At 60.9% G+C, this 25,071-nt stretch carries 26 protein-coding genes; 9 read left to right on the top strand and 17 right to left on the bottom strand.

The window, feature by feature from the left end:
• The first annotated feature begins 110 nt into the window (after positions 1–110).
• On the top strand, positions 111–587 hold the full coding sequence (locus tag ACPYOP_RS04365) for an EF-hand domain-containing protein (RefSeq protein ID WP_481409168.1): 477 nt from the start codon (positions 111–113) through the stop codon (positions 585–587).
• Positions 588–648: 61 nt separating this feature from the next.
• On the opposite strand, the gene ACPYOP_RS04370 is transcribed toward ACPYOP_RS04365, so the two are convergent.
• Positions 649–1,521 carry an LOG family protein gene (locus tag ACPYOP_RS04370; RefSeq protein ID WP_481409169.1) on the bottom strand — a complete coding sequence of 291 codons (873 nt, stop codon included), beginning with the start codon at positions 1,519–1,521 and terminating at the stop codon, positions 649–651.
• A 214-nt stretch (positions 1,522–1,735) separates the two neighbouring features.
• On the opposite strand from ACPYOP_RS04370, the gene dapD reads away from it, so the two are divergent.
• The 3 genes from dapD (at position 1,736) to ACPYOP_RS04385 (ending at position 4,531) form a co-directional block, all read left to right on the top strand.
• On the top strand, positions 1,736–2,593 hold the full coding sequence (gene dapD, locus ACPYOP_RS04375) for a 2,3,4,5-tetrahydropyridine-2,6-dicarboxylate N-succinyltransferase (protein WP_481409170.1): 858 nt from the start codon (positions 1,736–1,738) through the stop codon (positions 2,591–2,593).
• A gap of 158 nt (positions 2,594–2,751) precedes the next feature.
• Positions 2,752–3,945, top strand: a complete 1,194-nt coding sequence (gene dapE / locus ACPYOP_RS04380; RefSeq protein WP_481409171.1) for a succinyl-diaminopimelate desuccinylase — start codon at positions 2,752–2,754, stop codon at positions 3,943–3,945.
• Positions 3,932–4,531, top strand: coding sequence for a hypothetical protein (locus tag ACPYOP_RS04385; RefSeq protein ID WP_481409172.1), 600 nt, complete (start codon positions 3,932–3,934; stop codon positions 4,529–4,531). The genes dapE and ACPYOP_RS04385 overlap by 14 nt, the downstream gene beginning before the upstream one ends.
• Before the next feature lie 16 nt (positions 4,532–4,547).
• Here ACPYOP_RS04385 and truA read toward each other — a convergent pair whose 3' ends face one another.
• From truA to def, 5 genes are all read right to left on the bottom strand, one after another.
• Positions 4,548–5,351 (bottom strand): tRNA pseudouridine(38-40) synthase TruA, encoded by an 804-nt coding sequence (gene truA, locus ACPYOP_RS04390; protein WP_481409173.1) that lies wholly within the window; start codon positions 5,349–5,351, stop codon positions 4,548–4,550.
• Positions 5,351–6,298 (bottom strand): methionyl-tRNA formyltransferase, encoded by a 948-nt coding sequence (gene fmt, locus ACPYOP_RS04395; protein ID WP_481409174.1) that lies wholly within the window; start codon positions 6,296–6,298, stop codon positions 5,351–5,353. The genes truA and fmt overlap by 1 nt, the downstream gene beginning before the upstream one ends.
• 185 nt (positions 6,299–6,483) lie before the next feature.
• Positions 6,484–6,903, bottom strand: coding sequence for a PIN domain-containing protein (locus tag ACPYOP_RS04400; RefSeq protein WP_481409175.1), 420 nt, complete (start codon positions 6,901–6,903; stop codon positions 6,484–6,486).
• Positions 6,900–7,190 carry a FitA-like ribbon-helix-helix domain-containing protein gene (locus tag ACPYOP_RS04405; RefSeq protein ID WP_481409176.1) on the bottom strand — a complete coding sequence of 97 codons (291 nt, stop codon included), beginning with the start codon at positions 7,188–7,190 and terminating at the stop codon, positions 6,900–6,902. Before ACPYOP_RS04405 ends, ACPYOP_RS04400 begins: the two co-directional genes overlap by 4 nt.
• Positions 7,191–7,255: 65 nt before the next feature.
• Entirely contained in the window at positions 7,256–7,771 is a 516-nt protein-coding gene (gene def, locus ACPYOP_RS04410; RefSeq protein ID WP_481409177.1) for a peptide deformylase, read from the bottom strand.
• A gap of 186 nt (positions 7,772–7,957) precedes the next feature.
• On the opposite strand from def, the gene ACPYOP_RS04415 reads away from it, so the two are divergent.
• The 3 genes from ACPYOP_RS04415 (at position 7,958) to ACPYOP_RS04425 (ending at position 12,677) form a co-directional block, all read left to right on the top strand.
• Positions 7,958–9,136, top strand: a complete 1,179-nt coding sequence (locus tag ACPYOP_RS04415) for a DNA recombination protein RmuC (protein ID WP_481409178.1) — start codon at positions 7,958–7,960, stop codon at positions 9,134–9,136.
• A 102-nt stretch (positions 9,137–9,238) separates the two neighbouring features.
• Complete coding sequence (locus ACPYOP_RS04420) at positions 9,239–10,138, top strand: ribokinase (RefSeq protein ID WP_481409179.1); 900 nt, start codon at positions 9,239–9,241, stop codon at positions 10,136–10,138.
• Positions 10,139–10,331: 193 nt separating this feature from the next.
• Positions 10,332–12,677, top strand: coding sequence for a methyl-accepting chemotaxis protein (locus ACPYOP_RS04425; protein WP_481409180.1), 2,346 nt, complete (start codon positions 10,332–10,334; stop codon positions 12,675–12,677).
• A gap of 191 nt (positions 12,678–12,868) precedes the next feature.
• Here the strand turns inward: ACPYOP_RS04425 and ACPYOP_RS04430 are convergent, their stop codons facing one another.
• Entirely contained in the window at positions 12,869–13,813 is a 945-nt protein-coding gene (locus ACPYOP_RS04430; RefSeq protein ID WP_481409181.1) for a nucleoside hydrolase, read from the bottom strand.
• Between the two features lie 230 nt (positions 13,814–14,043).
• On the opposite strand from ACPYOP_RS04430, the gene ACPYOP_RS04435 reads away from it, so the two are divergent.
• Both ACPYOP_RS04435 and ACPYOP_RS04440 read left to right on the top strand, forming a co-directional pair.
• The gene (locus ACPYOP_RS04435; RefSeq protein ID WP_481409182.1) at positions 14,044–14,475 is read left to right on the top strand and encodes an Hsp20 family protein; all 432 of its coding nucleotides are present in this window, start codon (positions 14,044–14,046) and stop codon (positions 14,473–14,475) included.
• 159 nt (positions 14,476–14,634) lie between these two features.
• Positions 14,635–14,892: a BQ00720 family protein gene (locus ACPYOP_RS04440; RefSeq protein ID WP_481409183.1), complete on the top strand. Its 258-nt coding sequence runs from the start codon at positions 14,635–14,637 to the stop codon at positions 14,890–14,892.
• 161 nt (positions 14,893–15,053) lie between these two features.
• Here the strand turns inward: ACPYOP_RS04440 and trmB are convergent, their stop codons facing one another.
• The 10 genes from trmB to ACPYOP_RS04490 all read right to left on the bottom strand — a co-directional run bounded on the left by trmB (position 15,054) and on the right by ACPYOP_RS04490 (position 24,980).
• Positions 15,054–15,755: a tRNA (guanine(46)-N(7))-methyltransferase TrmB gene (trmB, locus tag ACPYOP_RS04445; RefSeq protein WP_481409184.1), complete on the bottom strand. Its 702-nt coding sequence runs from the start codon at positions 15,753–15,755 to the stop codon at positions 15,054–15,056.
• Positions 15,752–17,005, bottom strand: a complete 1,254-nt coding sequence (gene metK, locus ACPYOP_RS04450) for a methionine adenosyltransferase (protein WP_481409185.1) — start codon at positions 17,003–17,005, stop codon at positions 15,752–15,754. Before metK ends, trmB begins: the two co-directional genes overlap by 4 nt.
• 188 nt (positions 17,006–17,193) lie before the next feature.
• Positions 17,194–17,613, bottom strand: a complete 420-nt coding sequence (locus ACPYOP_RS04455; protein ID WP_481409186.1) for a helix-turn-helix domain-containing protein — start codon at positions 17,611–17,613, stop codon at positions 17,194–17,196.
• Positions 17,614–17,764: 151 nt separating this feature from the next.
• Entirely contained in the window at positions 17,765–19,366 is a 1,602-nt protein-coding gene (gene lnt, locus ACPYOP_RS04460) for an apolipoprotein N-acyltransferase (protein ID WP_481409187.1), read from the bottom strand.
• A gap of 78 nt (positions 19,367–19,444) precedes the next feature.
• Entirely contained in the window at positions 19,445–20,617 is a 1,173-nt protein-coding gene (locus ACPYOP_RS04465) for a hemolysin family protein (RefSeq protein ID WP_481409188.1), read from the bottom strand.
• A 25-nt stretch (positions 20,618–20,642) separates the two neighbouring features.
• On the bottom strand, positions 20,643–21,149 hold the full coding sequence (gene ybeY / locus ACPYOP_RS04470; protein ID WP_481409189.1) for an rRNA maturation RNase YbeY: 507 nt from the start codon (positions 21,147–21,149) through the stop codon (positions 20,643–20,645).
• A gap of 18 nt (positions 21,150–21,167) precedes the next feature.
• On the bottom strand, positions 21,168–22,220 hold the full coding sequence (locus ACPYOP_RS04475; RefSeq protein WP_481409190.1) for a PhoH family protein: 1,053 nt from the start codon (positions 22,218–22,220) through the stop codon (positions 21,168–21,170).
• Positions 22,221–22,250: 30 nt separating this feature from the next.
• Entirely contained in the window at positions 22,251–23,663 is a 1,413-nt protein-coding gene (miaB, locus tag ACPYOP_RS04480) for a tRNA (N6-isopentenyl adenosine(37)-C2)-methylthiotransferase MiaB (protein ID WP_481409191.1), read from the bottom strand.
• Between the two features lie 60 nt (positions 23,664–23,723).
• Positions 23,724–24,521 (bottom strand): lyso-ornithine lipid O-acyltransferase, encoded by a 798-nt coding sequence (gene olsA / locus ACPYOP_RS04485; RefSeq protein ID WP_481409192.1) that lies wholly within the window; start codon positions 24,519–24,521, stop codon positions 23,724–23,726.
• Between the two features lie 30 nt (positions 24,522–24,551).
• Positions 24,552–24,980, bottom strand: a complete 429-nt coding sequence (locus ACPYOP_RS04490; RefSeq protein WP_481409193.1) for a Fur family transcriptional regulator — start codon at positions 24,978–24,980, stop codon at positions 24,552–24,554.
• Positions 24,981–25,071 lie beyond the last annotated feature (91 nt).

A 25,071-nucleotide genomic window follows, 5' to 3' on the forward strand; every position in this document is an offset into this window, starting at 1 on the left:
TGGGTGCTGCCGCCTAGGCAAGCTTTGCAGCGCAGGGCGACGAGGCACGGGGCGGGCATGGCGGACGCTGGCATGGACCTCGTTTTTCGCCGGAAATCGTCTATGTGCGCATGCTGAAGCAATTCGGCCAGCCCGGCGACACGAAGGTCACCCGGGACGAAGTGAAGGCCGGCATCGACAAGATCTTCGACCAGATCGACGCCAACCACGACGGCGAGATCACCCCCGGTGAATTGCGCGCCTATCGTCAAGAACGCATCAAGGAATGGAAGGCCGAACGCGCCAAGGCAGATGGCGATCAGGGCAATAATCAGGCCCAGAACGATCAGAGCAAGGGCGATGAAGCTCAGGCCGATAACAATGGCGACAACAACGGCCCCCGCCATCACAGGCCGCATGGCCGCTTCAAGCACGAAGCAGGCATGATGCGCGGAATGATGATGTTCCATCGCATCGACAGGGATGAAAACGGCCAGATCAGCAAGCAGGAAGCCGAAGACGCGGCCAACAAGCTCTTCGACCGCATGGATCACAACCATGACGGCGTGATCTCGCTGGACGACATGCCGAATCGTCCGCTGCTGTAAACCGGTCGATCAATCCGATCCGAGAGCCCGCCTCGCCTCCGCGACGGCGGGCTTTTCGTTGTCAGTGCCCGTTATCGTGCTCGTAGAAATCCGCGACGATCTTCCAGGCCTCGTCGGCGGTATCGACGAAGCTGATCAGGTTGACGTCGTCGGGCGCGATGGTGCCGAATTCGGCCAGCGCTTCGAAATTGACGATGCTGCGCCAGAACTTCTCGCCGAAAAGAATGAGTGGCAGGCGCTCCATGCGGCCGGTCTGGATCAGCGTCAGGCATTCGAACAATTCGTCCAGCGTGCCGAAGCCGCCCGGAAATACCGCGATCGCCTTGGCGCGCACCATGAAATGCATCTTGCGGATCGCGAAATAGTGAAAATTGAAGCTGAGTTCCGGCGTCACATAGGCGTTCGGCGCCTGCTCGTGCGGCAGCACGATGTTGAGGCCGATCGACGGCGCTCCTTCTTCGGCCGCACCGCGATTGCCTGCTTCCATCACGCCCGGGCCACCGCCGGTGACAACGACATATTCGTGGAAGTCGAAGCCGGCGGAATAGCGGGAGCAAAGCCGGGCGAACTTGCGCGCCTCTTCGTAGTACACAGATGCGGCCTCGAGATTGGCGCGCTGCACCTCGTTGCGGGCGGCCCATGCATTGGTGCCAGGCGCGGGAATGCGCGCGCCTCCAAACATCACGACGGTCGAAGTGATGCCGCGTTCGGTCAGATACATTTCGGTCTTCAGCAGTTCGAGCTGCAGGCGGATCGGCCGCAGTTCCTCACGGCAGAGAAAATCCTCGTCCGCATAGGCAAGCCGGTAGGAAGGCGACATCGACTGCGGCGTGCGCGGCACGGACTCGGCCCGCTTCTTATCCGCCGAGCTCGTCTTCAACGGGTCCCAAACCCCGTCCTTACGCCTCAGCCTGCCGTTCTTCGCCTTGCTCATCTATTCATGCCTTTCGAAACGATCATGACGGGCCGTGCCCGCCCTTGGACGAGAACGGCCAAGCTCTTGCATATGCCCCTACAACGCCTTGAATCCAAGCTCAATCGGCGCGGAAAAGACATTCCATTTTCAAACTCCATGCTATAGGACCAATCGACCGCTTCCGGACCCTTGCCGGAAATCACGATAGGCTCTGACGTTTTAAGGAATTCCCATGAGCGCTAACGATCTCGCCTCCCTCGAAAAGTCCATCGAGGCCGCCTTCGACAATCGCGACAATGTGAACACGTCGACGCGCGGCGAAGTTCGCGACGCCGTCGAAACGGCGCTCAATCTCCTCGATAGCGGCCAGGTTCGCGTGGCCGAGCGCGGTGCGGACGGCAACTGGACCGTCAACCAGTGGCTCAAGAAAGCGGTTCTGCTCTCCTTCCGCCTGAACGACATGAAGATCGTCGAAGGCGGCTCCGGCGGCGCTACCTGGTGGGACAAGGTTCCCTCGAAGTTCGAAGGCTGGGGTGAAAACCGCTTCCGCGAAGCCGGCTTCCGCGCCGTGCCGAACGCCGTCGTGCGTCATTCCGCCTATATTGCCCCCAACGCCATCCTGATGCCGTCCTTCGTCAATCTCGGCGCCTATGTCGGCGAGGGCACCATGGTCGATACATGGGCGACCGTCGGCTCCTGCGCGCAGATCGGCAAGCATGTGCATCTTTCCGGCGGCGTCGGCATCGGCGGCGTGCTGGAGCCGATGCAGGCCGGCCCGACGATCATCGAAGACAATTGCTTCATCGGCGCCCGCTCCGAAGTCGTCGAAGGCTGCATTGTGCGTGAAGGCTCCGTGCTCGGCATGGGCGTCTTCATCGGCAAGTCCACCAAAATCGTCGATCGCGCCACCGGCGAGATCACCTATGGCGAAGTTCCGCCATACTCGGTCGTCGTCGCCGGCGCGCTGCCGAGCGGCAGCACCATGGCGAACGGCCAGCCGGCCCCGAGCCTTTATTGCGCCGTCATCGTCAAGCGCGTCGATGAAAAGACCCGCTCGAAGACCGGCATCAACGAGCTGCTGCGCGATTGATTCTCTAATTTTTGGAGGCGCGATTGTCATATCGCGCTTCCCTGATGCTTGCCGGGTGAGCATGGCTGTGCGATTGCTGGAATCGCGGCAAAGATTTTCGACTCGTCGCCGATCCTTTGCCATCGCTTTGCCATTTCCCGCCGGATAAGTTGCCTCCGATGACCGTTACCGATCCCGTCTCCAATCTGCAGACCCTCATTCGCTGTGCCTCCGTCACCCCAGCCGAAGGTGGCGCGCTGACCGCGCTTGCCGACATGCTGTTGCCGCTTGGCTTCAAGGTCGAGCGCATGACGGCGAGCGAGCCGGGAACGCCCGATATCGAAAACCTCTATGCGCGGCTCGGCACGGATGGGCCGCATCTGATGTTTGCCGGGCATACGGATGTCGTTCCGGTCGGCGATGCCGCTTCCTGGAGCCATCCGCCCTTTGCCGCCGAAATCACCGATGGCGAGCTTTTCGGCCGCGGGGCCGTCGACATGAAGGGCGGTATTGCCTGCTTCGTGGCGGCCATGGCGCGCCATATCGAGAAGAACGGCAAGCCTGCCGGCTCGATCTCCTTCCTGATCACCGGCGACGAAGAGGGACCGGCGATCAACGGCACGGTCAAGCTGCTGCAATGGGCGGCCGAGCGCGGCGAGACATGGGATGCGTCGCTCGTCGGCGAGCCGACCAATCCAGACCGGCTCGGCGATATGATCAAGATCGGCCGACGCGGCTCGATCTCCGGCTTCATTACCGTTCACGGCGTGCAGGGCCATGCCGCCTATCCGCATCTCGCCGATAATCCGGTGCGCAGCATCATCAAGCTGACGGAAGCGCTGCTCGACCCGCCCTTCGATGCCGGCACGGACAGTTTCCAGCCGTCCAACCTCGAAGTGACGAGTATCGACGTTGGCAATACCGCGACCAACGTCATTCCCGCCAAGGCGACCGCAGCCTTCAACATCCGCTTCAACGACACCTGGACCGCCGATACGCTGAAGGCTGAAATCATTGCACGCCTCGATGCGGCGGCGGCCGACGAGACGCTGCGCCCCGGACGGACGCCGGCAAAATACGACATCATCTGGTCGGAGCGGCCGAGCCACGTCTTCCTGACGCGCAATAATGCGCTGATCGCCTCGCTTTCTGCCGCCGTCGAAAATGTCACCGGTCAAAGGCCGACGCTTTCGACCACCGGCGGCACCTCCGACGCCCGCTACATCAAGGACTACTGCCCTGTCGTGGAATTCGGTCTCGTCGGCCAGACCATGCATATGGTCGATGAACGGGTGGCACTCTCGGATCTCGAAACGCTGACCGAGATCTACCAGACCTTCATCCAGCGCTGGTTCGAGAATGCCGACCTTTAGGGAAGTCCAATATTATCTGTCCGGCCTATGGCTGCTGATCCGCATGGATGCGCGCGGCTTTCAGTATCTGGACATATCGGACCGCGGCATGCTGCGCTCCTTCTGGGCCATCCTTTGGAGCCTGCCGTCGATCGGCATTTCGTGGCTATGGTGGCAACAGGCCTATCTGACCGCCATGCCGCCCGAAACATCGACCGGCCTTGCCTTCTTCCTGCGTCTGGCGCTGGTCGAGGCGGCGAACTGGCTGATACCGCCCATCCTCGCCGGCATACTGCTTTTGATCTTCCGCTTCGGCGACAAGTTCACGCCGATCGTCGTTACCGTGAACTGGCTTTTCGTGCCGGCGAATTATCTGAATGCGCTGCTCGTCGCCATGATCGTCTTCGTCCCCGGCTCGAAAGGCTTGGCAGCACTTTTATCGCTGGCGCTGACCATGGCTACCATCTTTGCGCTGGCGCGCATCCTCAGGATGATCTGCGGCACGCATCCGCTTTTCGTCGGTACGCTGACGCTGATGCTGCTCATTCCAAACCTGCTGCTGACCGATTTCCTGCAGCGCTTCCTCGGGGTCTATCCGCCGATTTGAAGCAGTTGTCGCGGGACTACGACAGATCCTCGCCGTCATCGGCATTTTCGCCCTCGCCAAGCAAGCCGGCGCCATCGCGATAATCCACTTGCATGAAGTAAAGCCCGTCCGGCGGGGCGACGGGGCCGCAAGCCTTGCGATCCCTGGCTCCCAGCGCCGCACGCACATCGTCGGGCGTCCATTTGCCCTCGCCCGCCAGCTTCAGCGTGCCGGCGAAGGACCGGATCTGATTGTGCAGGAAGCTCTGCGCCGTGGCGCGGATCTCGATGAGTTCGCCGCTGCGCGTCACATCCAGCCGGTCGAGCGTGCGCACCGGGCTGTTTGCCTGGCAATGCGCCGAGCGGAAGGTAGTGAAATCATGCAACCCCACAAGGGTCTGCGCCGCGGCATGCATGACCTCATGGTCCATATCCTTCGGCACCCACCATGCACGGCCCGCTTCCAATGCGAGGGGGGCGCGGCGGGCGATGATGCGATAGAGATAGTGACGGCGGATGGCCGAAAAGCGCGCGTCGAAGCGCGCGTCGACCTCGACGATATCGAGAATGGCGACCCGCTCTCCGGCCATCCTCAGATGGGCATTGAGCGCATTGCGCAGCGTATAGGTCTTCCATTCCTTGGAGAGGTCGGCATGCATGACCTGACCCATGGCGTGCACGCCGGAATCGGTACGCCCCGCTCCACGGATCGAAACCGTTTCGCCCGTCAAAGACAGGATGGCGCCTTCGATGGCGCCCTGGACGGAAGGACCGTTCTCCTGGCGCTGCCAGCCGACATAAGGGATGCCGTCATATTCGACGGTCATTTTATAGCGCGGCATCAGGCCTGCTCCGAGGCGAGCATGGTGCCCGGCGCGATCGGTGTGCCGCGCAGAAAATCGGCTGCCGGCAGCGGCTTGCCGCCGGCCTTCTGCAGCTTCGTCAGCCTGATGGCGCCGGAGGCGCAGGCAATAACGAGATCATCCGTCAGGACCTGGCCGGAGGCTCCATTGCCATCTGCCAATTGCGAACCCAGCACCTTGATGCGCTCGGAACGGCCGGCGATTTCGGCTTCGAACCAGGCGCCAGGGAAAGGCGACAGGCCGCGAATGTGATTGTGAACCTCGGCCGCCGGCTTGCCGAAATCGATGCGGGTTTCGCCCTTGTCGATCTTTGCGGCATAGAGCACACCTTCGGACGGCTGGGCGGTCAGCGGCAATTCGTTATGCTCGAGCTTGTTCATCGCTTCGGCCATCGCCTTCGCGCCCACGAGCATCAGCCTGTCATGCAACTCACCTGATGTCATGGTGTCGCCGATCTCGACTTCACGCGTCAGGGCGACCGGCCCGGTATCGAGCCCCTTGTCCATCTTCATCACCATCATGCCGGTCTTGGCGTCACCGGCCATGATCGCACGCTGGATGGGAGCGGCACCGCGCCAGCGCGGCAGCAGCGAGGCATGGCCGTTGTAGCAGCCAAGCCGCGTGCCGGTCAGGATCGCTTCCGGCAGCAGCAGGCCATAGGCGACGACGACGGCGACGTCGGCTTCGAGATCGCGAAAGCGCTGGCGCTCGTCGGGATCCTTGAAGTTGACGGGCGTGAAAACCGGCAGGCCCAGCAATTCGGCCGCCTGATGCACCGGCGATTTCTGCAGGTCGAGCCCGCGCCGGCCGCCGGGACGCGGCGGCTGTGTATAAACGGCACGAACCTTATGTCCGGCATCGATCAAGGACCGCAATGTCGGCACGGAGAATTCGGGCGTTCCCATAAAGACGATGTTAAGCGACATGCGATCCATCCGGCTAAGATATCAGGTTTCGATTGACCCGGCAGCGACTGCATATGCCATCGAGGTCAAACGCTAGAGCATGATGCCGAAAAGTGTGATCGGTTTTCGGGCGACATCATGCTCTACTTTTTTGATTCTAGAGCGGATTCAAATTTTAGGTCGAACAGACCTAAAATCATCCGGCTCTAGCCGCCTTCAAACGGGTTTATGAGCTCGAGATCAAGCCCTTCGAAGTCTTTTGTATTGCGCGTCGCCAATGTCGCGCCGTTGGCATGGCAGATGGCGGCGATCATGGCGTCTTGTACGGAAATCTGATGCCCCGAGCGCTCACGATGCGCGCGAATACGTCCCGTCTCAATAGCGGAATTATGATCGAACCGAAGTATCCGGCCTTGGAACGACGCAAGCAGCGCATTGAAAATTCGCGTGTAGCGGTCAGATCCTGTGCGAAGTAAAAAGCGCTCCGCACCGTAGGATTGCTCCATCACCACGACATCGCAAAGATAGAATTCCGTGCTCGACCGAGCCTTCATCCAGATGGCAACATTTTGATCGGGTGCAGGTTTTTCCAATTCGGAAATGACATTCGTATCGAGGAGGATCATTCAAAGTCCTTGACCGGACGGCCGAAGTCCTTCTTTCGCTCGGCTTCGATCTCATCCATGATACCGGCATATTCCGTTGCCGCCGCATGGTCGCCGTCATAGAGAATTGGCCTCAGAAGATCCCAGGCAGACAATCGGGGGCTCTCCGTTGCGGCTTTCTCTGCGATCAAGGCCTTCTGCAAAAGTTCTTTTGCCTCTTCCGAGAGGCTGCGCCCAGCATGCTTTGCCCGTGCTGCGATATCCTGTTTCATCGGCTCGGAAATATCGCGAATTAAAAGGTCACTCACGCGCGCCTCCATTTGATATCAATGATATCATAGGCGCTTCAGGCCGATCTTTCAATGGCTGGGGATCAGAGAGCCTTGCCCTTGGCCGCCTTGGTGAATTTCTTGATCACCATGTCGCGCTTGAGGCGAGAGATATAATCGATGAAGAGCACGCCGTTCAGGTGGTCGATCTCGTGCTGCACGCAGGTTGCGAGCAGGCCTTCGGCTTCCGTGATCTGCTCCTTGCCGTCGCGGTCGAGATGCTTGACGGTGACGCGCGCGGGGCGCTCCACTTCGGCATAGTAATCCGGAATGGAAAGGCAGCCCTCCTCATAGACGGAACGCTCGTCCGATGAGGTGACGATCTCCGGATTGATGAAAACCAGCGGCGTCTTCTCTTCGCCTTCGCGCGCGATGTCGATGACGAGCATGCGGCGGGGAACGCCGATCTGGATCGCTGCAAGGCCGATGCCCGGCGCGTCGTACATGGTTTCCAGCATGTCGTCGGCTAGGCGCTGAGTTTCGGTATCGATGCGCTCGATTGGCTTCGAAGCCTGGCGGAGCAGCGGATCGGGCAAAATGATAAGTGGCTTGATCGTCATGACGTTTCCCATAACGCATCTTGTTGTGCGATGGAATCGTGAAGATGGCGGCGAGCGCGTGTTTTTTCAACGACGGCCATCTGGATCGGCGCAAATGACCGCAAAATTCTGTTCACGTTTTGATCTGGATATTTACGGCAATTTTGCTATGGTGCCGATAAGAACGTCACCAGCGCGCCAGGTTTCATGTCCTTCATCATCTTCGGCCAAGCCATTTCCACGGTCCAGGTTCTGACCGGCCTCGTCATTCTGCTTATTATCGCAGTGATCGTCCTTTTCGTCCGCGGCAAAGCACGCGCGGAGGACGATATGCTCGACGCCGAACATACGATGGCGGCGCTGCTGCGGTCGCAGGCGGAAATGCAGGGACGGCTTGCCACCATGGCCGAAGTATTCGGCTCCAGGCAGGCCGAGCTCAACCAGGCCATCGGCCAGCGTCTCGACGGCATGTCGCAACGGGTGACAGCGACGATCGGCGAGCAGACGCGCTCGACGCATGAAAACCTGCGCCGCCTGCAGGAAAGGCTCGCCGTCATCGATGCGGCGCAGACCAATATCCAGACGCTGGCAAAGGATGTCGTCGGCCTGCAGGCCATTCTTTCCAACAAGCAGACGCGCGGCGCCTTCGGCCAGGCGCGTATGGAAACCATCATTGCCGATGGACTGCCGATGGGCGCCTATGCGTTCCAGCCGACCCTTTCCAACGGCTCGCGGCCGGACTGCACAGTTCGAATGCCGAACGGCTCGCCGCCCCTCGTGATCGATGCGAAGTTTCCGCTGGAGGCCTGGAATGCCATTCGCGCTGCCGCCACTCCTGAACATGGCAAGATCGCCGCGCAGCAGTTCCGCCGGGATCTGGAACTGCATATCCGCGATATCGCCGAAAAATATCTCATCCCGGGCGAGACGCAGGATACGGCCTTTCTCTTCGTGCCGTCCGAGTCGATCTTTGCCGAGATCCATGAGAATTTCGAGGCGATCGTTCAGAAAGCCCAGCGCGCGCGCATCGTCATCGTCTCGCCGTCGCTGCTGATGCTGTCGATCCAGGTCATCCAGGCCGTGCTGAAGGACCAGCGCATGCGCGAGCAGGCTCATGTCATCCAGAGCGAAGTGGCGCATCTGATGGACGATCTCTCACGGCTGGACGAACGCGTGCGCAAGCTCCAGGGCCATTTCGCCATGGCGCAGAAGGATGTCGACATGATCGTCACCTCGGCCGACAAGTTGGCAAGGCGCGGCGAGCGGATAGAAGCACTGGAATTCGAGACAGCGAAAGAGCCGGCAAAAGCGCGTGCCGAGGACAGGCCCAAGCCTGCCGACAACCGCACCAGCCAACTCAAGCTCAGGGTAGTTGACGAGGACTGATCGCTTCGGGCAGTGTCGCGCCCAATCGACGCGTGACCCACAAAGGCATAATGCGCCTTTGGGCAGGGTCATGCGAGATCAACAGCCAGGGCAGGACACCGCATGATTACTATTTTCGGCTCCATCAACATGGACCTCATCGCCACCACGGATCGTTTGCCGAAGCCGGGCGAAACCGTCGCCGGCAACGGCTTTTCCACCGCCGCCGGCGGCAAGGGTGCCAACCAGGCGCTCGCCGCGCGCCGCGCCGGGGCAACCGTGCGCATGAGCGGGGCAGTCGGCAATGACGGCTTTGCGGAGCCTGCGCTTGCCTTGCTCGATGCGGCCGGCACCGATCTTTCCGCCGTCAGGCGCGTGTCCGAGCCGACCGGCACGGCCCTCATCCTCGTAGGGGGCGACGGCGAGAACATGATCGCCGTCGTTCCCGGCGCCAACGGCACGAATGCAGCCGAGCACGTCATTGCTGCTATCGCCGCATTGAACCCCGGCGATACGCTGATGCTTCAGCTCGAAATCCCCGTCGCCGCCGTCGAAATGGCGCTGAATGCAGCGAAGGCGAAGGGCGTGCGCACCGTGCTCAACCTCGCGCCCCTGATCCCGGAGGCGGCGCGCCTCGGGCGGCTTGCCGACATCGTCATCGCCAACGAAACGGAATTCGAAAGACTGGCAGGGCAAGACAACATGTCGGAGGCCGAGCGTGAAGCAGCCCTCGTCCGCCTGCACGGCGAAACTGGGCAGACCCTGATCGTCACGCTTGGCGGCGACGGCGTCATCGCCATCCGTGACCGCGAGCTTTCGCGTGCCAAGGGCCTCGTCATCGAACCGGTCGATACGGTCGGCGCCGGCGACACCTTTTGCGGTTATTTTGCCGCGAGCCTCGATCAGGGCCTGGATTTTGAGACCAGCCTGCGCCGCGCCGCCGTCGCCGGTTCGCTGGCCTGCCTGAAGCCGGGCGCGCAGCCGTCCATCCCGGTTGCAAGCGAGGTTGCCGAAAAACTTTAAGGGTAAATTTCGTGGACCTTGCGAAGCGCAATTAATTAAATTTTTGCGCTTCCATATCATTCTCCTCGGGCCTGGCGCGTATGGCCTTCCGGCTGCGGCAGGAATTTTAACGGCGGTCCCATGACAGGGCCATCCTGCGCCGACCTTGCATCTGGATAATGTCTATCCGACGCATCGCTTTTTCGAGGAAATGATGTTCATCTTTCGTATGAAGTCGCTTGCGGCCAAGCTGATCTTGGTCACTGGGCTAGCGATTGCGCTCGTGTTGCTGGTTTCCAACTTTCTATTGATTTCCCAGACTCGCGATCGCGTCGAGGCATTGACGATGGATCAAGCCAATACCGAGGCTAAATCTATCTCCAACGAAATCGCCGCCAATGTCGGCGAAATGGCCAGCGCCGCCCGCTCCATGGCCGCCATCATAGGCCGCGGCCACGAAGGTCATAGCTTCGACCGCAAGGGCATGATCAACATCCTCAAGGCGAATGTCGAACAGAACGCCTTTGCCTTCGGCAGCTGGTTCTGCGAACAGCTCGGCGCGCTTGACGGCAAGACGACGGAGCTCGCAAACAACAAGGATGAAGGTGTCAACGACAAGGGCGCCTTCACGCCCTATTGGTCCAAGACCAAGGACGGCGGTATCCAGTACTCCACCTTCGACAATGATTACACGGCCGCCTGGTGGAAGCTCGCCGCCGACAGCGGCAAGGGTGCGATCACCCCGCCCTATCTCGCTCAGGGCACCGACGTCCCCACGACCATGAGCTCGATCGCCTATCCGGTAATGTCCGGCGGCAAGCTGATCGGCGTCGCCGGCGTCGACATCTCCCTCGCCTCGCTTTCCACCAAGCTGCAGAAGCTGCAGCCTTTCGGCACCGGTCGCGTTCTCTTGGTTTCCCAGGACAACAAGTGGCTCGTTGCGCCGACCCCGGACCTGCTGATGAAGGATTATAACGGCTCGGGCGCCGATGTCATCAAGGCGGCGCTGACCTCCTCTTCCGCAAACGTCCTCAGGAACCTTTCGGAAAACGCCAGCGAGGAATTCGATCGCGTCGTCTACCCCTTCGCCGTTCCGGGCCTCAATGCGACCTGGGTCGTCCTCATCGATGTGCCGCATAGCGCGATCGCAGCGCCGGTGCGTGACCAGACCTATATGATGATCGTCGCCGGCATCCTGGTGCTCGCCGCCGTCATGCTGGCTCTCTATGCCGCAGTCCGCAGCTTCGTGCAGACGCCGCTCGCCGGTCTCGTCGCCAGTGTCAACCGCCTCAGCGCCGGCAACTACGCCGAGCCGGTCGCCGGCCAGGCCCGCGCCGACGAAGTCGGTTCCGTCGCCAAGGCGCTGGAAGGCTTCCGCTTCAAGCTGGCCGATACCAAGCGCCTCGAAGGCGAAGCCACCGATCAGCGCCTGGCTGCCGAAGGCGAGCGCCGCCGTTCGGAAGCCGAACGCGGCGAGAGCGTCGCGCTGCAGCGCCAGATTGTGAGCATTCTGGGGCAAAGTCTGGCCGAACTCTCGAAGGGTAATCTCAATCAACGGATCACGGACGACTTCCCGGGCGAATACGCTCAGCTTAAGCAGGATTTCAATGCCGCGCTTGCGAGCCTCGAAGAGACCGTCCACACCGTCAATGTCAGCGTCGGCAACATCGGCAGCGGCACCGGCGAAATCAGCAACAGCGCCTCGGATCTCGCCCGCCGCACCGAGCAGCAGGCGGCAAGCCTGGAAGAGACGGCGGCGGCCCTCAACGAGCTCACCGCGCAGGTCAATTCGAGCGCCGAGAACGCCCGCACCGCCGCAAGCAGCGTCAATGCCGCGTCCCAGGATGCCGAACGTTCCGGCGAGATCGTCCAGCGGGCCATTTCCTCCATGCATGGCATCGAGCAATCGTCGCAGGAAGTGTCGCGCATCATCGGCGTCATCGACGAGATCGCCTTCCAGACCAACCTACTGGCGCTCAACGCCGGCGTCGAAGCCGCCCGCGCCGGTGAAGCCGGCAAGGGGTTTGCGGTCGTTGCGCAGGAGGTTCGAGAACTTGCCCAGCGTTCCGCCAATGCCGCAAAGGAAATCAAGACCCTGATCAACACTTCGGCGGGACAGGTCAAGGAAGGCGTGGATCTGGTCGGCCGCACGGGCGATGCCCTGCACAAGATCGCGCAGCAGGTGATGGAGATCAACGGCCTGATCCGCCAGATCTCCGCCTCCGCGAGCGAGCAGGCCATCGGGCTGAAGGAAATCAACTCCGCCATGAACCAGATGGATCAGGTGACCCAGCAGAACGCCGCGATGGTGGAGGAAACCACGGCTTCCAGCGTGACACTGGCCGAGGAAGCCCAGACGCTGAAGGCCCTCGTCGCGCGCTTCCGCACGGCAGGCGCCGCTCAGGACAATGCCGGCGCATTGCGAGCCGCCGCTCGGCAGATGCGGGCGCCCGTCTCTCCGCGAAGGGCAGCCGCGTCCGCGGCCGCACCGACGCGCAAGCCCGCTCCCCAGACCCAGGGCGCCAATGCGCTTGCCCGGAACGACTGGGAAGAGTTCTAGAGCGGGATGCCGAAAAGTGTGAGCGTTTTTCGGGCGACATCCCGCTCCAACTTTTTGATTTAGAGACGGATTCAGATTTCAGGTCGATTCGACCTGAAATCATCCGGCTCTAAGCCGGCTCAGTTTGATGAGTAAAAAGGCCGCCGGATCGCTCCGGCGGCCTTTTTCTTGGTCGCGATCAGATGGTTCGATCAGATGCGGGCGAACCGTTCCGTCAAAAGCGCGAAGAAGCCGTCAGCATCGACATCGCGCATGACCTTGGCATTGTGCTTGCGGTCAGTGACGTGCCACCAATCGACAACGGTCATGCCCACCGTCAGCTCCGACGTTACCTCGATCTCGACATTGCACTCGCGCCCCTTGAACAGCTCGGGTTTCAGGAGATAGGCGATGACAGTCGGGTCGTGCAGCGGACCGCCGTCCGAGCCGTATTTCTCAATGTCGAAGCGCTCGAAGAATTCCAGCATCTCGACCATGGCCTTGGCCGGCGGGGTGCCGACGGCGGCGATGCGGGCGACACGATCCTTGCGGGTCAGCAGCTTATGCGTGACATCGAGCGGCATCATGACGATGGGCACGCCGGAGCGGGCCACGATGTCGGCAGCTTCGGGGTCGACGTAGATGTTGAATTCGGCGGCCGGCGTGATGTTGCCGCCCTCGAAGAAGCCGCCGCCCATCATGACAAGTTCGCGCACGCGCCCGACGATGTCAGGCGCCTTCTGGAAGGCCATCGCGATATTAGTCAGCGGTCCGAGCGTGCAGAGGGTGACTGCCCCTTCCGGCTCCTTGCGCAACGTGTCGATGATGAAATCGACGGCGTGGCCCGGCTGCAGCTCCATCGTCGGCTCAGCTAGATCCGGGCCGTCGAGGCCGGTCTTGCCGTGGACATGCTCGGCGGTGACCAGCTTGCGCTTGAGCGGTGCGTCGGCGCCGGCGAAAACCTTGACGTCACGGCGATTGCAGAGCTCGCAGACGATGCGGGCGTTACGGCTCGTCAGCCGCAGCGGCACGTTGCCGGCGACCGTGGTGATGCCAAGCACGTCGATCTCCTGACGGCTACCGAAGGCGAGGAAGATCGCCGCGGCATCGTCCTGACCGGGGTCGGTATCGATGATGATTTTTCTAGGTTCGGTCATATCCGTGGCTTTCCTCCGGTAAAGATCGACAGCTTTGTCGCGGGTCCGGTCGGGCTTTGTCAAGCGTTCGAAAGCCGTGTGACGAAACGAATCGTCACGGCAAGATTCCATCTCGCACATGCGAAGATGCGATGGCTTGCACTCACAAGCGCGTACTCCCATATTAGGGACAACCGGGTGCTGAAGATCAGGTCCGGAACGGTCGCTTGACACCCAAGGACTTTGAGACGATGAGCCGGACGACTCCCTTTGCCAGCCCGCTGCTTCTGGGCTTCGACACCATGGAAAAAACGCTGGAGCGGATTTCCAAGGTCAGTGACGGATACCCCCCCTACAATATCGAACGCATGCATGCGGACCGCCTTTCGGGCGAGCCGGAGCGGTTGCGCATCACGCTGGCAGTTGCGGGCTTTTCGGAAGAGGAGCTTGATGTCAGTACCGAGGAGAACCAGCTTCTGATCCGCGGACGCCAGATCGAACAGGGCGAGCGCGACTATCTTTATCGCGGCATCGCCGCCCGGCAGTTCCAGCGCGTTTTCGTGCTTGCCGACGGCATGCAGGTGCTCGGCGCCACGCTGAAGAACGGCTTGCTCGCCGTCGACCTCATCCGGCCGGAACCGGACCGCATAGTAAAGAAAATTAACATTTCGGTCTCACAGTAGGACAACGGCCTAGAGCCAGCTGATTTTAGATCGAATCGACCTGAAATCTGAATCCGCTCTGGAATCAAATAGCTAGAGCATGATGTCGCCTGAAGGCTGCCTGCAGTTTTCGGCATCACGCTCTGGGCCGTTGGTCCCTCATACTGTGGAGGTACGAGCATGTTGTTGAAAGAAGCCACCGCCCGCCTGACCCAAACCGAGCTTGCCGATATCGGCACCGGCGAGGTCGGCTACATCAGAAAAATGGACTGGTCCGAAGTATCCCGCTGCTTCCCTGAAGCGCCGAGCATCGACCCCGATGTCGATCTGTGGGCACTTTTCGGTGCCGACGGCACGCCGATCCTTCTGACGGATAATCGCTCCAGCACCTTTTACCGTGCTGCGGAAGACGAACTGAAGACGGTCAGCCTGCACTGACCTGAAGCGTCGCCCAACGGTGAAATTCACCGTTCGCAAGGACCGCATCGAACCGGCCCCATCTGGCGATGCATGCGCATGATCCAGACCGCCTCGCGCGGCGGTCCTCACGGGATGATGCAAATATCTCGATCTGAAATTCTCGCCCGAAATTTGAGCGATCAGACCCTCTTGAAGGTCAGATAGGCGGAAGAACGCCCTTCGCGCCGAGCCTTGGCCTCATAGCGCGTGCTCGGCCAGCCCTCATAGGGCGTCAGCCAGTCGGCGGCATTCCGGGCGGTCCACTCAAAGCCGCCATGCGCATGGCAATGCTGCAGCGTCCAGTTGACATAGGTGTCGATATCGGACGCGAAGCAGAAGAGGGCTCCGGGCTTCAGGACGCGATGGAAACGGGCAAGGTTCACCTGTGAAACGAAGCGGCGCTTCCAGTGCTTCTTCTTCGGCCAGGGATCGGGATAGAGCAAGTCGATCTGGTCGAGGCAGCCGTCCGGCAACCAATCCAGCACCTGCGTCGCGTCGTCATTGTAGACACGGATATTGTGCGCGCCGGCTTCGTCGACACGCGCAAGCAGCTTCTGCATCGAATTGACGAAGGGTTCCACGCCGATGAAGCCGGTCTTTGGCTGCTCCAGCGCCCTGTGAATCAGATGTTCACCACCGCCGAAGCCGATTTCCAGGCGCAGACGCTCGGTCGGCACCGGGAAAAGATCGTTCAGCGGCTGCGGCGCCGGGGCGGAAAGATCGACGATGAACTGCGGCAGCAATACTTCCAGCCTTTCGGCCTGCTGGCCGCGCAAGGCTTTACCCTTGCGCCGGCCGAAGAATGCTTCCGTCGCCCGCGATCGGCGCTCGGTATCGATCATGCGGCTTCCCGGAGCTTTACGGCTTCCTTGAGAGCCTTGACCAGGTCCGTACGCTCCCAGGAGAAGGAACCGTCACGGCCGGCCTTGCGGCCGAAATGGCCATAGGCCGAGGTCTTGGCATAGATCGGCTTGTTGAGGTCGAGGTGGCGGCGGATGCCGGTCGGCGAAAGGTCCATGTTCTTGCGGATGGCCGCTTCAACCTGATCCTCGGTCACGCCCTTGCCGGTGCCGTGCAGGTCGACATAGATCGACAGTGGCTGGGCAACGCCGATGGCGTAGGACAGCTGGATCGTGCAGCGATCGGAGAGGCCCGCGGCAACGACGTTCTTGGCGAGATAGCGGGCAGCATAGGCTGCGGAACGGTCGACCTTGGTCGTATCCTTGCCCGAGAAGGCGCCGCCGCCGTGCGGGGCTGCGCCGCCGTAGGTGTCGACGATGATCTTGCGGCCGGTGAGGCCGGCGTCACCATCGGGGCCGCCGATGACGAACTTGCCCGTGGGATTGATGTACCACTTGCAATCGGAGGCGATCTTCAGGTCGCCGAGCGCTTCGACGATATAGGGCTCGACAACGGAACGAACCTTCTTCGAATCCCAGCTATCATCGAGATGCTGGGTGGAAAGCACGATCGAGGCCACTTCGGACGGTTTGCCGTCGACGTAACGGACCGTCACCTGGCTCTTGGCGTCCGGGCCGAGCTTGGCGACTTCGCCGTCACCCTTCTTGCGGGCAGCGGCGAGCAGCTGCAGGATCCTGTGCGAATAATAGATCGGCGCCGGCATGAGATCGGGCGTTTCCTTGCAGGCGTAGCCGAACATGATGCCCTGGTCGCCGGCACCTTCGTCGCCCTGCTGGTCGGCGGCATTGTCAACGCCCTGGGCGATGTCGGCCGACTGCGAGTGCAGGAGCACGTCGATGCGCGCCTTCTTCCAATGGAAGCCATCCTGCTCGTAGCCGATATCCTTGATGGCGCGGCGGGCGGCGGCCTTGAACTTCGAAGGATTGATGACGTCGTTGCCATCCTTGTCCTTCTTCATCAGGCTCGGCGGCAGACGAACTTCACCGGCGATGACGACGCGGTTGGTGGTGGCGAGGGTCTCGCATGCGATGCGCACGGTCCATGGGTTCACGCCGGTCTTCGTGGCCTCGCGGTAAACCAGATCGACGATTTCATCGGAGATGCGGTCACAGACTTTATCCGGGTGACCTTCGGCAACAGACTCACTCGTAAACAGATAATTCGCGCGCATGCGGGATTCCCCTCAAAGAACAAATCTCTGCTTTTGATATTCGTCTCCAGCTCGAAAAACAAGCCACACAAGGACATAAATATATCTTTATATCCCGGTCAAAGTGATAAAATTTTGCCGTAAATGCGGAAAAGGCGGCCAAAATGACCGCCTCTCGACTTTACCGGTTTTGACCTTGCTTCGAAGGGCTATTCGGCATCCGCCTCGGCTGCGAGCGCCTTGACCAGCTCGACGACCTTGCGCCGGACCTTGCCATCGGAAATTTTCACGAAGGCGCGATTGAGCTGCAATCCTTCGGACGAGGACAGAAAGTCGACGACGTAGTTAGAGCTGGACGCCTCGGCCATGCCGCCGGCGGTGGCCGAGTGATCGCCCGGTGCATCTTCGAAGAAGAAGGAAACCGGGACGTTGAGGATGCTGGAGATATTCTGCAGGCGGCTGGCGCCAACGCGATTGGTGCCTTTTTCGTATTTCTGAATTTGTTGAAACGTAATTCCCAGGCTTTCGCCGAGCTTCTCCTGGCTCATGCCAAGCATCGTGCGGCGGAGGCGTATGCGGCTACCGACATGAATGTCGATGGGGTTCGGCTTCTTTTTGTTTTCAATCATCATAATACCCTAACATAGGTTGAATTCAGGACCTGCCACCCGGTACCCTACACCACCCCTATAACGCCACGTTGCAGCCGACGCCCCCAAGGCCTCCAGTTTACGTTCGAAAGGCGGACACTAAGCACTATGCAATTTTAGGGTTTTTTGGTCAATTCACCCTGGAAATAAAACCCATGCGTGAAATCAAGGCCATGATGCCGACTACTCCGACAATCAACCAAAAGTATATTTTCCTGGCTTTGTCGTCTATACGCGACAGGGTTGCGCCACCCAAAGTGGTATCAATGAAGCCTTGTTGATTATAATCGATACCCGAAAGCACACGCCCATGTGGATCAACAAAAGCTGAAATGCCGGTATTGGCGCTTCGAATCAGCGGCAGCCCCTGCTCCACCGCCCTTACCCTTGCCTGCAGGAAATGCTGGTATGGACCTGGCGTATCGCCGAACCAGCCATCATTCGTGACGTTGAGGATGGCATCGGCCTGCTGGATCTCCGGCGTCATCTCATTCGGAAAGATGATCTCGTAGCAGATCAGCGGATAGAATTTGAGGCCATCGGGCAAGGTCAGCAGTTGTCGCTTGGCGGCCGCGGAAAACCCTCCCGGCAATTCCACGACATTCTCGATGCCGAGATAGCTGAGGATGTTTTCGAAGGGAACATATTCGCCGAAGGGCACGAGATGGGTCTTGTCGGATGCGCCGATGATCTGGCCTCGGCCGTCGATGACGTAGATCGAATTGTAGTAGCGAGGCTCGACCCCCGGCCCCATGTCTTCGACGCGGACGGCGCCTGTTATCAGGACCTGATCGTCGTCGAGCTGATCCGCAATGCGGGCAAGCGCATCCCGGTTATCGGTCAGGATGAAGGGTACGGCAGTCTCGGGCCAGACGATGATGTCAGGCCGCTTGCCGCCATTTGCCGGCGGCTGAACCGAAAGCGCCAGATGCTTGTCGAAGATGGCGGCGCGATCGGCAGCCGTATCCATCTTGGTTTCCTGGTCGATGGAGGGCTGGACGATGCGTACGACCGGCGCGGTCTTGGCATCGATGAGCGGCGCTTCCGGCTGGCCGAGCGCATAATAGCCATAGCCGAAATGAGCGGCAGCGATGAGGGCGGCAAGGCCGATCCCCGGCAGCCGCCCCTGGCGCGTACCGAGCAATGCCGGTGCCGCGAAGACAAAGACGGCAAGCACGGTGACGCCCAGAATGCCGATCACATGCGCCGACTGCATCATCAGCGGAATGGGCATGGCGCCATAGCCGATGGCATTCCAGGGAAAGCCGGTGAAGAGAAAGCTGCGCAGCCATTCGAGTATGCCGAAGCTGAAGGCGAGCGCGGCGATGCGCCCCATGCCATCGGACCACAGGATACCAGCAAGTATGGTCGCCACGCCGTAGAAAACCGCGAGAAAGGCCGGCAAGCCGAGGATCGCCAGCGGCAAGGCCCAGGCGAACTCGTCGGCGTCGATCAGCAGCGCATGGCCGAGCCACCAGAGACCTGCGACGAAGTAGCCGAAGCCAAACAGCCAGCCGGTGAAGAAGGCCGGCCACAGCCGTCCGAGCAGGCCGCTATCCGGGCCTGCGGCAACACCGTCCAGCAGCCAGACCAACAGCGTGAAGGAGACGAACATCGCCGCGAAAAAGCCGAAAGGCGGCAGCGCCAGAACGCCGATGGCACCGGCAAGAATCACAAGCAACGCACGTTTGAAACCCCAGACGAGGATCACCCGGCCCGAAAGCCATTCCATGCGCCAGCTCCGTTCAACTGCGAATCAACTGGCCGCAGTCTTTCAAAAACGGAGCGATTTGTCCCGCTCTCGCGCCATTTATTGGCTGGCGGCGTTACGCTCGGTCGGCGTTTCCTCGACGATCGTTTCCGCTGCAGGCAGATCGCGCTCCGGCGTACCCGCCTCACCTTCCAGCTTGACGGTCGGCCGGCGGCGAGCGGCATGACGCTTGCGCGTGATACGCACCCGCTTGATGCGGCGGGGATCGGCATCGAGAATGTGGAATTCAAAGCCGGGAAGCGCCTGCACCACTTCGCCGCGCACCGGAATGCGGCCGAGTGCGGAGAAGATCAGGCCGCCGAGCGTGTCCACCTCGTCGACCTGCTCGGCGATGTCGAAATCCGAGCCGATCGCGGCCGCGATCTCCTCGAGTTCGACGCGGGCATCGGCAACGAAAACGTCTTCGGAGACGCGCTTGAACATGACTTCATCGTCATCGTGCTCGTCGTCGATATCGCCGACAACCATCTCGACGATGTCTTCGTGTGACGCCAAACCGTCCGTGCCGCCATATTCGTCGATGACGAGGGCCATCTGCGTGCGGTTGACCTGCATGCGGCGCAGCAGATCTGAGGCAAGCATCGAGGGCGGCACGAACAGGATCTTGCGGATGATACCGGCCTCGGCCAGCGTCTTCTGCAGATCGACACGCGAAAGGTCGAAATTCGGCTTGGCCGAGCGCGCCGGCTTTTCAGTCGCAGGCGTGGTTGCAGCAGTGGCTGTCGCCTTGGCGCTGCCGCCGCGGCGCTTGTTTCGAGCCTGCTTAGCGACATAGGACAGCAGATCGCGGATATGCACCATGCCGCGCGGATCATCCAGCGTGTCGGCATAGACAGGCATGCGCGAGCGGCCGCTTTCCTCGAACAGGATCATCAGCTCGCCGATGGTGATGTTCTGATCCACGGCCTCGATGTCGGCGCGCGGCACCATGACATCCTCGACACGCACCTCGCGGAAGCGCAGGATGTTGTGCAGCATTGCGCGCTCATCGGGCGAAAAGGCATCATCGTCGGCCGCGTTGGTCATCAACGCGTCGGCAAGGTCCTCGCGCAGCCGGGCCGAGTCCTGTGCCGGTCGCAGGATACGCGCAGCGCGCGCCCAGAAGGAAGAATGGGATCGCTTGCCGTTGCTACTACTGCCTACCTCGTCGGAGGAGGCTGCTTCGGCTCCGTCTTTGGCCTCGGGGGCCGATCTTGTCGTAAAGTCGCTCATTGTTCCTGGTCAGACAGGGTTCAAATCAAATGGGGTCTTGTCCCGCATAGGGATCAGATAGGCCAAGACCAGCCAAAATGCGAGTCTCCAGCCCCTCCATTCTTTCGGCTTCGCTATTATTCATATGGTCGTAGCCGAAGAGATGCAAGAAACCATGCACCATCAAGTGCGTCAGATGATCGTCGAAACTCTTTTCGAGATCGGCGGCCTCGCGCTCCACCGTCTCCCTGGCAATGATGATATCGCCAAGCATCGGGCCGGGCTTGCCGCCGGGCTCAAGCGGGAAGGCCGGGAAGGACAAAACATTCGTCGCCTTGTCCTGTGAGCGCCATTCCGCATTGATCTCGCGGATCGAGGCGTCGTCGGTGAAGACCAGCGACAGTTCGGTCGCCGTTTTCGGAAAAGGCTGCTTTTCCTGCGTCTTCAAATAGGTGGCCGCAGCTCCCAGCACCCGTTCGGCCAGGACTTGCAACTGCTCTTCGGAGGGCCAATCGCCCTCCTCCACGCTGATCTGTATATCGAGTTCGGCCATCGGTTTCCGCACCGCAGATCAGATCTGCGGATCGCTTTCCTCTGCCTTTGCGGCATAGGTGGAATCATAGGCCCGGACGATGCGCGCCACCAGCGGATGGCGGACGACGTCCGTATCCTTGAAGCGGACGACGGTGATGCCCTCGACGCCGTCCAGCAGCTGCAGCGCTTCCACCAGACCGGATTTGACGCCGCGCGGCAGGTCGATCTGGCTCGGATCGCCTGTCACGATCATCCGCGAATTCTCGCCGAGGCGGGTCAGGAACATTTTCATCTGCATCGATGTCGTGTTCTGCGCCTCGTCGAGGATGACGGCGGCATTGGCGAGCGTGCGGCCGCGCATGAAGGCGAGCGGCGCGATTTCGATGACGCCCGCGGTGATGGCGCGCTCGACCTTGTCGCCCGGCATCATGTCGTAGAGCGCGTCATAGAGCGGACGCAGATAGGGATCGACCTTTTCCTTCATGTCGCCAGGCAGGAAGCCCAGACGCTCGCCGGCTTCGACGGCTGGGCGAGACAGGATGATCTTTTCCACGGCACCGCGCTCGAGAAGCTGGGCGGCATGGGCAACCGCGAGGTAGGTCTTGCCGGTACCGGCGGGACCGACGCCGAGGACGAGCTCGGAGCGCTCCAGCGCCCGCATATAGGCATCCTGGGTCGGCGTGCGAGCAATGATCGTCTTCTTGCGCGTCGAAATCTGCGCCATCGTCAACTTGGCTTTTCTCTCCATGGTCGGCAGGGTCAATTGATCGTCGGCGGCAACCGCCATGCGGATTGCCCCTTCCACGTCGGAACGCTCCACATTGCCGCCTTTTTGCAGCTTGTCATAGAGGTAATCGAGCGTGCGGCGCGCCTGATTGGTGGCCAGCACATCGCCTGCTATGACGACGGAATTGCCGCGGGCGCGGGCGTCGATGCCGAGACGCTCCTCGAGCAGCTTCAAATTCTGGTCGAATTGCCCGAAAAGTTCGCTGGCGAACCGATTATTCTCGAACGTCAGGGTGAAGTGATTGGCGTCGCTCGCGGTGCGGGGCTGGCGCGATGAAGAAGAAACCAATTCCTGTCCGTTCAAGCGGTGCGGCTCCTTGTGCCCGTCCGGAACCTAGAGCAAATCAGCAAAAAGGCTGTTGGTGCTGGTTCCGGTGATTCGTACGTTAATAATGTCACCGATTTGCGATGCTTTTGCATCAACATTCACAGATTGCAGCCAGGGAGAACGTCCAATCAACTGTCCCGGCATCCGGCCCGGCTTTTCCAGAAGGATATCCACTGTTTTGCCCACGCAGGCCTCGGCAAAAGCATGCTGCTGCTTCAGCAACAATGCCTGCAAACGCTCCAGCCGTTCGGTTTTGACCTCTTCGGGCACTTGATCCTTCAACTCCGCGCCAGGCGTACCTGGCCGCGTGGAATATTTGAACGAGAAGGCTTGTGCATAATTCACCTCCTCGATCAGTCCCAATGTATCCTCAAAATCCTGGTCTGTCTCCCCCGGGAAACCGACGATGAAATCGCCTGACAAGGCGATGTCAGGCCGTGCGGCGCGGATCCTCTCGATGAGCGTGAGGTATTCCGCAGCCGTATGCCGCCGGTTCATCGCCTTCAGGATGCGATCCGAGCCCGCCTGGACGGGCAGATGCAGGTAGGGCATCAGCGTGCGCAGGTCGCGATGCGCGCCGATCAGCCGGTCGTCCATGTCGCGCGGGTGGCTGGTCGTGTAGCGCAGGCGCGCAAGGCCGGGGATTTCAGCCAGACGATAGAGGAGATCGCCCAGGCTCCAGGCCTCGCCCTTCGGGCCGATGCCATGCCAGGCATTGACGTTCTGGCCGAGCAGCGTGATTTCGCGCACGCCGCCATCTACAAGTTTCTCAGCCTCTTCGACGATCTGAGCGACCGGGCGGGAGACTTCGGAGCCGCGGGTATAGGGCACGACGCAGAAGGTGCAGAACTTGTCGCATCCTTCCTGTACCGTCAGGAAGGCAGTGACACCGCGGGCGCGGATTTTCGCCTTTTCAGCGATCGGCAGATGCTCGAACTTGTCCTCGATCGCATATTCCGTGTCGACGACCCGCTGGCCGTCCTTGGCGCGGCGAAGCGCATCCGGCAGGCGGTGATAGGTCTGCGGGCCGATGACCACATCGACAGCAGGCGCGCGGCGCAGGATTTCCTCGCCCTCCGCCTGAGCGACGCAGCCGGTGACCCCGATCATCATCTCGCGGCCGTCGGCTGCCTTGCGCTTCTTCATCTCGCGCAGACGGCCGAGCGCGGAATAGACCTTTTCGGCCGCCTTCTCGCGGATGTGACAGGTATTCAGCAGGACGAGGTCGGCCTCTTCCATGTCCTCGGTCGGCTCATAGCCGTCGCGGGAAAGCGCATCGCTCATCCGCGTGGAATCATAGACATTCATCTGGCAGCCGTAGGTCTTGATGAAAACCTTGCGGCTGTTGGAGCCGTCGCGGGAGCCGAGCTGCAGAGCGTCGGTCGCCGGGGCGTCGAGAGTTAGGCTGTCCTTGGTCATGGCCGCTATGTAGTGGCTTTTGCTTTCGGAGAAAATGAAAAAGTTGGAATCACCTGGAAATCAGGCGATCTCGCGGCCGAGCAGCCGGCTGGCCAGCATCGCGCGGATGCGCCGGGCAACGGTAGCGCTGACTTCCTTGCGGTTGGTGCCGGCGCGATAATCCACCGCCTCGCCGAAGCAGACATCGACATCGATGGCACCGCACTGGGCGATGCCCTTCAGGTGCGGCACGAGCTCGATATCGCCGGGCCACGCCGTCAGCGGGCGATAGTAGCGGCCCATGGCCGTGCCATGGACCCGGGTATAGGCGACTGCCACGGGCTGGACATGCACGACGGCATCCGGCGCCTTCGGCAGCGCCGCGGCGGCGGCGCCGAACAGTGAGGACTTGACCTCGAGCAGCCGATTGCCGTCGGACGTGGTTCCCTCCGGAAACAGCACCATGATTTCGCCGTCTGCCATACGGTCGGCAATCTCGTTGACCTGCTTGCCGGTCTTGCGCTTCTGCTCGCGCTCGACGAACACGCTCTTCTGCCACTGCGCGAACAGGCCGAAGATCGGCCAATCCCGTACTTCGGATTTGGCGATGAAGGAGACATCGGCCACCGCCGACAGGACGAGGATATCGAGCCAGGACGAATGGTTGGACGCCAGCATCAACGGCCGGCTCGTCTCCATCCTGCCGACCACATGGATGCGCACGCCGAGCCAATAGCAGACGATGCGATGCCAATAGCGCGGCAGATAGCGCCTGAGCTTCCAGTCGAAGTGCAGGCAAAGGATCTGCAGCGGCAGCATCACGGCGCTGACGGCGCCAATGACCACGGCGGCACAGCCGATGCGCAGCCAGGTCATCAAATCATTCGCTCCTGCATGAAAGCCTTCACGTCAACCTTCGTCCTTCTTCAGCGGGATGCCGTAAAGCTCCAGCCGGTGGTCGACGAGTTTGAAGCCGTGTTCGCGGGCAACGCGCTCCTGCAGCGCCTCGATCTCCGGCGAATGAAATTCGATCACCTTGCCGCTCTTCAGGTCGATCAGGTGATCATGATGCTCTTCCGGCACGGTCTCATAGCGGGAACGACCATCGCGAAAATCATGGCGAGCAAGAAGACCGGCATCTTCGAACAGCTTGACGGTGCGATAGACCGTCGAGATCGAGATTTTCGCATCCACCTGCACCGAGCGGCGGTAAAGCTCCTCGACATCCGGATGATCGCCGGAACTCTCGATGATGCGCGCAATGATCCGGCGCTGCTCCGTCATGCGCATGCCGCGCTCGGCGCAAAGCTCCTCCAGGGATTTTACGGCGTCTTCCATCACTCGCTGTCTTCGGTCTGTTTGGACTGTGACAAGGGACCAGAGCGCCGAATTGCCGCTCTATCTATTTGTTTTGCCGCATGTATGCGAC

Source organism: Rhizobium sp. KNZ2-6A (assembly GCF_056755475.1).

Coding starts and splice junctions, on each gene's coding strand:
- ACPYOP_RS04365 (WP_481409168.1), top strand. CDS start 111: ATGCTGAAGCAATTCGGCCAGCCCGGCGACACGAAGGTCACCCGGGAC.
- ACPYOP_RS04370 (WP_481409169.1), bottom strand. CDS start 1,521: ATGAGCAAGGCGAAGAACGGCAGGCTGAGGCGTAAGGACGGGGTTTGG.
- dapD (WP_481409170.1), top strand. CDS start 1,736: ATGAGCGCTAACGATCTCGCCTCCCTCGAAAAGTCCATCGAGGCCGCC.
- dapE (WP_481409171.1), top strand. CDS start 2,752: ATGACCGTTACCGATCCCGTCTCCAATCTGCAGACCCTCATTCGCTGT.
- ACPYOP_RS04385 (WP_481409172.1), top strand. CDS start 3,932: ATGCCGACCTTTAGGGAAGTCCAATATTATCTGTCCGGCCTATGGCTG.
- truA (WP_481409173.1), bottom strand. CDS start 5,351: ATGCCGCGCTATAAAATGACCGTCGAATATGACGGCATCCCTTATGTC.
- fmt (WP_481409174.1), bottom strand. CDS start 6,298: ATGTCGCTTAACATCGTCTTTATGGGAACGCCCGAATTCTCCGTGCCG.
- ACPYOP_RS04400 (WP_481409175.1), bottom strand. CDS start 6,903: ATGATCCTCCTCGATACGAATGTCATTTCCGAATTGGAAAAACCTGCA.
- def (WP_481409177.1), bottom strand. CDS start 7,771: ATGACGATCAAGCCACTTATCATTTTGCCCGATCCGCTGCTCCGCCAG.
- ACPYOP_RS04415 (WP_481409178.1), top strand. CDS start 7,958: ATGTCCTTCATCATCTTCGGCCAAGCCATTTCCACGGTCCAGGTTCTG.
- ACPYOP_RS04420 (WP_481409179.1), top strand. CDS start 9,239: ATGATTACTATTTTCGGCTCCATCAACATGGACCTCATCGCCACCACG.
- ACPYOP_RS04425 (WP_481409180.1), top strand. CDS start 10,332: ATGTTCATCTTTCGTATGAAGTCGCTTGCGGCCAAGCTGATCTTGGTC.
- ACPYOP_RS04430 (WP_481409181.1), bottom strand. CDS start 13,813: ATGACCGAACCTAGAAAAATCATCATCGATACCGACCCCGGTCAGGAC.
- ACPYOP_RS04435 (WP_481409182.1), top strand. CDS start 14,044: ATGAGCCGGACGACTCCCTTTGCCAGCCCGCTGCTTCTGGGCTTCGAC.
- ACPYOP_RS04440 (WP_481409183.1), top strand. CDS start 14,635: ATGTTGTTGAAAGAAGCCACCGCCCGCCTGACCCAAACCGAGCTTGCC.
- trmB (WP_481409184.1), bottom strand. CDS start 15,755: ATGATCGATACCGAGCGCCGATCGCGGGCGACGGAAGCATTCTTCGGC.
- metK (WP_481409185.1), bottom strand. CDS start 17,005: ATGCGCGCGAATTATCTGTTTACGAGTGAGTCTGTTGCCGAAGGTCAC.
- ACPYOP_RS04455 (WP_481409186.1), bottom strand. CDS start 17,613: ATGATTGAAAACAAAAAGAAGCCGAACCCCATCGACATTCATGTCGGT.
- lnt (WP_481409187.1), bottom strand. CDS start 19,366: ATGGAATGGCTTTCGGGCCGGGTGATCCTCGTCTGGGGTTTCAAACGT.
- ACPYOP_RS04465 (WP_481409188.1), bottom strand. CDS start 20,617: ATGAGCGACTTTACGACAAGATCGGCCCCCGAGGCCAAAGACGGAGCC.
- ybeY (WP_481409189.1), bottom strand. CDS start 21,149: ATGGCCGAACTCGATATACAGATCAGCGTGGAGGAGGGCGATTGGCCC.
- miaB (WP_481409191.1), bottom strand. CDS start 23,663: ATGACCAAGGACAGCCTAACTCTCGACGCCCCGGCGACCGACGCTCTG.
- ACPYOP_RS04490 (WP_481409193.1), bottom strand. CDS start 24,980: ATGGAAGACGCCGTAAAATCCCTGGAGGAGCTTTGCGCCGAGCGCGGC.